General features: G+C 48.8%; 4 protein-coding genes and 3 pseudogenes. 4 read left to right on the top strand and 3 right to left on the bottom strand.

Annotation, left to right across the window (positions count from 1 at the left end):
• Together AUR66_RS22340 and AUR66_RS18285 are read left to right on the top strand one after the other, a co-directional pair.
• A pseudogene (locus AUR66_RS22340) lies at window positions 1-299 on the top strand (serine hydrolase domain-containing protein); the annotation flags it as partial.
• The gene (locus AUR66_RS18285; protein ID WP_058573569.1) at window positions 296-703 is read left to right on the top strand and encodes a hypothetical protein; all 408 of its coding nucleotides are present in this window, start codon (window positions 296-298) and stop codon (window positions 701-703) included. The pseudogene AUR66_RS22340 and the gene AUR66_RS18285, both read left to right, overlap by 4 nt.
• A 90-nt stretch (window positions 704-793) precedes the next feature.
• Here AUR66_RS18285 and AUR66_RS20895 read toward each other — a convergent pair.
• The 3 genes and pseudogenes from AUR66_RS20895 to AUR66_RS18275 all read right to left on the bottom strand — a co-directional run.
• Window positions 794-967: pseudogene (locus AUR66_RS20895) on the bottom strand (DUF955 domain-containing protein); the annotation flags it as partial.
• Window positions 965-1,387, bottom strand: a pseudogene (locus tag AUR66_RS18280) (SWIM zinc finger family protein); the annotation flags it as partial. The pseudogenes AUR66_RS20895 and AUR66_RS18280, both read right to left, overlap by 3 nt.
• 107 nt (window positions 1,388-1,494) lie before the next feature.
• On the bottom strand, window positions 1,495-2,157 hold the full coding sequence (locus tag AUR66_RS18275) for a MarR family winged helix-turn-helix transcriptional regulator (RefSeq protein WP_058573568.1): 663 nt from the start codon (window positions 2,155-2,157) through the stop codon (window positions 1,495-1,497).
• Between the two features lie 124 nt (window positions 2,158-2,281).
• Between AUR66_RS18275 and AUR66_RS18270 the strand changes: the two genes are divergently transcribed.
• Both AUR66_RS18270 and AUR66_RS21495 read left to right on the top strand, forming a co-directional pair.
• On the top strand, window positions 2,282-3,742 hold the full coding sequence (locus AUR66_RS18270; protein WP_197409872.1) for an ATPase domain-containing protein: 1,461 nt from the start codon (window positions 2,282-2,284) through the stop codon (window positions 3,740-3,742).
• Between the two features lie 41 nt (window positions 3,743-3,783).
• On the top strand, window positions 3,784-5,093 hold a 1,310-nt coding region (locus tag AUR66_RS21495), incomplete at its 3' end, for a PAS domain S-box protein (protein WP_157533228.1).

The following is a 5,093-nucleotide window of genomic DNA, read 5'->3' as shown; positions in this document are numbered from 1 at the left end:
GTGATGCCCGGCAGTGGGTCGAGACCGACCCGTACGTGTACGAGGAAGTTGGCGGCCACGACGTCCTGGCCTTCGAGGTCACAGATGGCGAAGTAGACGTGCTGAACGTGAACAGCGAACCCACTGGTGTCTACCAGTCCGTTCCGTTTCACGAACGTCAGCTCGTCACCGGTGGTGTCCTCGGGACAGCAGTAGCTGGGTTCGGCCTCTCACTGGCTGGTCAAGGTGGACACAGTGCTTGGCAGCAGTGGAAAGAGTATCGCACTGACATTGAGCCAGACATGGAAAACTCCGAATGATAGACCAACAAACGTCTCAGCAACAAACTGGAACGAAGCATGAGCAGGATAATCAGACAAAGTACACTCACGGCGTCAAACGCCGGTTGACCAGTCTCTCGTGGCTCGCCCGTGCAGCAAGCGTCGGCCTGAGCATCGTCTCGATTGGGTTCGTCGTAGTCTTCACGTTCGTCCTGGAGACCGGCGGCGATCTCACGCTCATCACGCAACCGCTTCAGATGCAGATCACACTCGCACTGCCAACCGTAATTGCGGCCCTCACTATTGCGACCACGGTCGGGACGGTGCTCGCGTGGCGGCACAGTTACTGGTCGCTAAGAGTGCGACTCCACCAAACAATCTTGGCGCTACTGGGACTGGGGTTTTGCTGGAAGCTTGCTACATTAGGGTTCCTCCCGCCGTAGCTCTACGTCATTGAGAAGTATCTTGAACAACAACGCCGACGACACGCGGCACATGAACACCCTTCAGAACAAGGACGTTCCGCCAGCGAACGGAAGAAGTGTGTCCGCGTTCCCCTCTGCATCATTGTCGAGGCTTGGGAGATCCTCACCCTCTGTCTGCGAGATATCGAAGACTGCTGCTGGCCGGGAACCGACCAAGCCCTTCGACCACTCTTCGGATGGTATCTCGTCGTAGTCATAGTTCGTATTTTTGTTGTAGTTCGGGAGTTCGCGTCTGCCACTGTCTACACACGCCCAACACGGGAAGTCGTCATCCAACATCTCACAGTCGCAATCATCAGGAGCCGCATCGTCTTCCACCTCGGTTACCGGTTGTTCGTTAGTCACCACACCGCCGTCTGCAACCATCTGCATTTGCTCGATGGCATCAAGGATCGGGCGTCGAATTGCAACTGCGACACGGTGTTTGCACGGGCCAGCGTACTTCTTGTCCGCTGGGCAGTCACACGCTTCAGGTACGCCGTCGACGATTCGTACGTTGTATTCGTGGTTCTCGGGATCAACGTGGCTCGCGTTGCGGACAAGCACATTGCCGTCGAATAACGAGAATTCGAAGGCCTCGTACTGGGCTCGTTTCAGGACACGCTTCGTTGGGTCGAGTCTTGCTAGTAGGGATTCAGACATGGTGTTTTTTCGAAGCGCTCAGAGGAGAGCGCCTCGCCCATCGAGGCGCAAATATCGTACAATCATCGCTCGCTACAGATCAGGACCCGCCGGCTCTGTCGAAACTCTCAGATGATCTGCTGGAGAGAACTCAACAAAGCGGATATGTCTACCTCAGAGTACGATTCAAACGTCGCAGAGTACAACACTCCAGTATCAGATTTTACCATCGTAATTGCTTCAGATTCAAAGAAAAACGTTTGTGCCCAACACATCCTTCTCGGCACATTGAGTTCCATATTCACCCGTCGGTAGACAAACTCGCGAATCCCCTTTTCAAGCTCTTCATCCGTGTACTCAGCGACTGCATCTGGGTCAGCGTACAGAATTGATGCACTCTCGCCATCGTATTTCCCAATGAAGCGAAGCTTCTTGCCGAGTTCGTTATGAGCTACGTCGACAAACGATGTATCAATATCTGAGTCTGGCTCTACTATTTGCCAGTTCACTTGTTGGATTTTATCTTTTATGTTATCCCAGAGTTGCTCACCCGTGTCGGTCAAGCAATAATATCGACCAACTGTTCGATCATCCGAAACAGATAGCTCAACAATATTTTCGTCACGTAGTTCTGAGACTGCCCTTGAGATATGTGGACGGTGGCAGTCAGATTTCTCAGCGATTTCTGTTGGTGTTGCTAGTGTAGCTCTCGCCAAGTTCTCTATGACGTATTTTCGGTACTTTGAATTAAGGACGAATGAGCTTAGGTCTCCAAGACCTTCATGTTCCATGACAAAGACACATAAATATATTCTATTTCACGCAGACAGTTAGTTCATTTCATCATCTAGTTTATAAGAGGCGTACCAATCCAGTACCAAAACTACTATGTTGCGTACAACTGACATAGTGTCAGTGAAAGACTTCATTGAGAATTTGACCAGTATTTCTTCTGGGGTTCAAGGATTAGATGAGGTTCTCCATGGAGGATTTGCGCAAGGGAGGATGTATTTAATTAGAGGAGAACCAGGAACGGGGAAATCGCTCCTCGGTGCGCATTTTCTCGAGGCAGGCCTCAACGCAGATGAAGACGTCGTTTATATTCATGGTGAAGAATCGAAAAAAGACGTCATATTGAACGCACAGCAAGTTGGACTCGATATCAAAGGTGCAGAGTTTCTTGACCTCGGTCCTGAGACTGAGTTTTTTACGGAAGATCAGTCATTCGATCTCGTTGAGCCGGGAGATGTGCAGTCTGAACGATTTATTGAAGACATCAAATCTGTCATTCAGGACTACAACCCATCAAGGATACTCATCGATCCAATAACTCAATTAAAATATATCGAGACAGACCAGTATCAATATCGGAAGCGACTCTTGTCCTTGATGAGATACCTTCGGGACCGAGATACAACAATTGTTGGAACCCTCACAACCCGAAGTGAGTATGGTGAAGAGTGGCCAGAAGATGCTGAGTCTCTTAGTGATGGACTTGTTAATTTGTCACACGGAACCCACGGACGTCGACTTGAAGTGAGAAAGCACCGTGGACTTGGTCACGAGGACGGAACTCATGGTCTTGAAATCCGAGATCAAGGCCTCGAAGTATATCCACGAGTTGTTCCTGAAAAAAGTGAATCGCCGTTTGAACCGGATCTACTTCCATCAGGTCATGAGCCACTTGATTCACTCCTTGGAGGGGGTATCAGTGAACAGTCTGTCACATTCATTAGTGGACCAAGTGGGATTGGAAAAACTACCACGGGAACACAGTTCTTGCAAGGCGTTGCAAGCCGTGAACAGACTGCACTGGGATTCCTGTTCGAGGAGTCGGTTGAGCAATTCACGTATCGCGCAGAAAACCTTGGTACCCCAGTCAAGGACTTAGTCGACCGTGGATTATTAGAACTAAGAAACATCGAGCCACTTGCACGCTCTTCTGAAGAATTCGGACAGATTGTGCTTAGTGCAGTCGAAGAGCATGACCCAGAAATTGTGCTTATCGATGGAATCGCAGGCTACAAGATGTCCATTCAAGGCGACGAGCAACGTCTTGTTCGGCGTCTTCATGCACTGACACGAAGCTTGAAACAACGCGGAATCTCAGTGTTGATCACAGATGAGATACACCAAGTGACTGGCGTTACATCCCCAACGAGTTCCGGGGCAAGCTACTTGGCTGACAATGTTATCTTCCTCTCTTATATCGAGACTGATGGAAAGATGGAACGGGCAATAGGTGTTTTGAAAAAGCGCCTCGGTGGTTTCGACAATCGGTTCCACCAGTTTACTATTGAAGAAGAGAGAGGCTTACAAGTACAAGGACCGTTCGACGAGGCTCCGAATATTAGCCGAGGAGTCTATCAAAAATAATTGTCTGCAATTCTACACAGAATTTTCAATCTCCCATACTAATGTCCGAATCTCCCCACAAGACATCTCGAATACAACTACTCGTCAGTGGCACTCAAGACCAATCTGCGATTGCAAATTTCCTCTCTCCAAAATACGAAGTTATCACAAGTGAGGAAATTCAACCAGTGTCCGGTTATCTGGTAGAAGATAAGCTCATGCCAGAGTACAGTGTCAAGTTGCGGAATAGAAAAAAGGCATCACATCCGGAGTTCTGTCCGGTCCTCGTCATCAAACGCAAGGATTCACGCTTCAATTTAGAAAGTACTCAAACTGATCAATATACCAAGCATGTAGTTGATGACATCGTTTCTGCACCGATCGACAAGCAGGTCCTATTGGGACGGTTAGAAAACCTCCTGATTCGTCGGGAACAGTCGCTAGAGCTTGCTAACCAGTATGAAAAAATCGAAGAGCGTTACGAACAAGTGTTCGAATCCGCAGAGGATGGCATCATTGTCGTTGACGCCGAATCGAGAGAAGTCATAGAATGTAACACTGCAGCGTGCGAGCTTCTCGGGTATACTCAGTCTCAAATTCGAGGTCTCTCAGCGTCCAATTTCATAGACCCCGAAGTTACTGGCGATTTTAGCATGTTTGTCCAGCGGGTAATGACTTCTGATGGGGGTGTCACTGAAAACGTCACTTGTGATACGACGTGGGGACAAATTATTCATGCTGAAGTTTCAGCCGCCCAAATCAGACGATCTGAAGAGCAGTCTGTTCTGATTTTGCTCCGCGATATCTCAGAACGAGTACGCCGTGAAAAACAGATTCGAGTGCTGAATCGTGTGCTCCGACACAATATCCGAAACGGGATGAACGTAATTCGTGGATATGCAGACCTCATTCCAGATTCCGCTGACGAGAATGAAGTCAGGGAATTCGCAAACAAGATTTCGAACCGGTCAGACAACCTCCTTGAGTTGAGTGAAAAGTCAAGAACAGTTAGCGATGCGTTTCAGCAAGACAATAGGATACAATCGCTCGACATGGTTGGGATAATCGAGAATGTCCAAGAGGATTTGTCAAAGCAGTATCCGGATGCGCGGTTCAAGATGTCTATGCCGGAGGAAGTACAGATTCTCTCGAATAAATACCTAAAAATCGCGATACAGGAACTCATCGAAAACGCGATCATTCATTGTGACGATGCGGAACCGCTTGTTGATATCACAGTGACTGAATCACATGATAAGGCCGAAATCCGAATCGAAGATCGTGGAACTGGAATTTCGGACCAGGAGCTTGCGATGCTCGAAGGCGAAGAAACTGCACTGCGTCACGGCAGTGGTCTTGGCTTGTGGTTGGT

It is taken from the genome of Haloferax profundi, from assembly GCF_001469865.1.
GTDB lineage: Archaea > Halobacteriota > Halobacteria > Halobacteriales > Haloferacaceae > Haloferax > Haloferax profundi.
The sequence above is the reverse complement of the archived record's forward strand: the minus strand, read 5'-3'. Positions and strand labels throughout refer to the sequence as shown.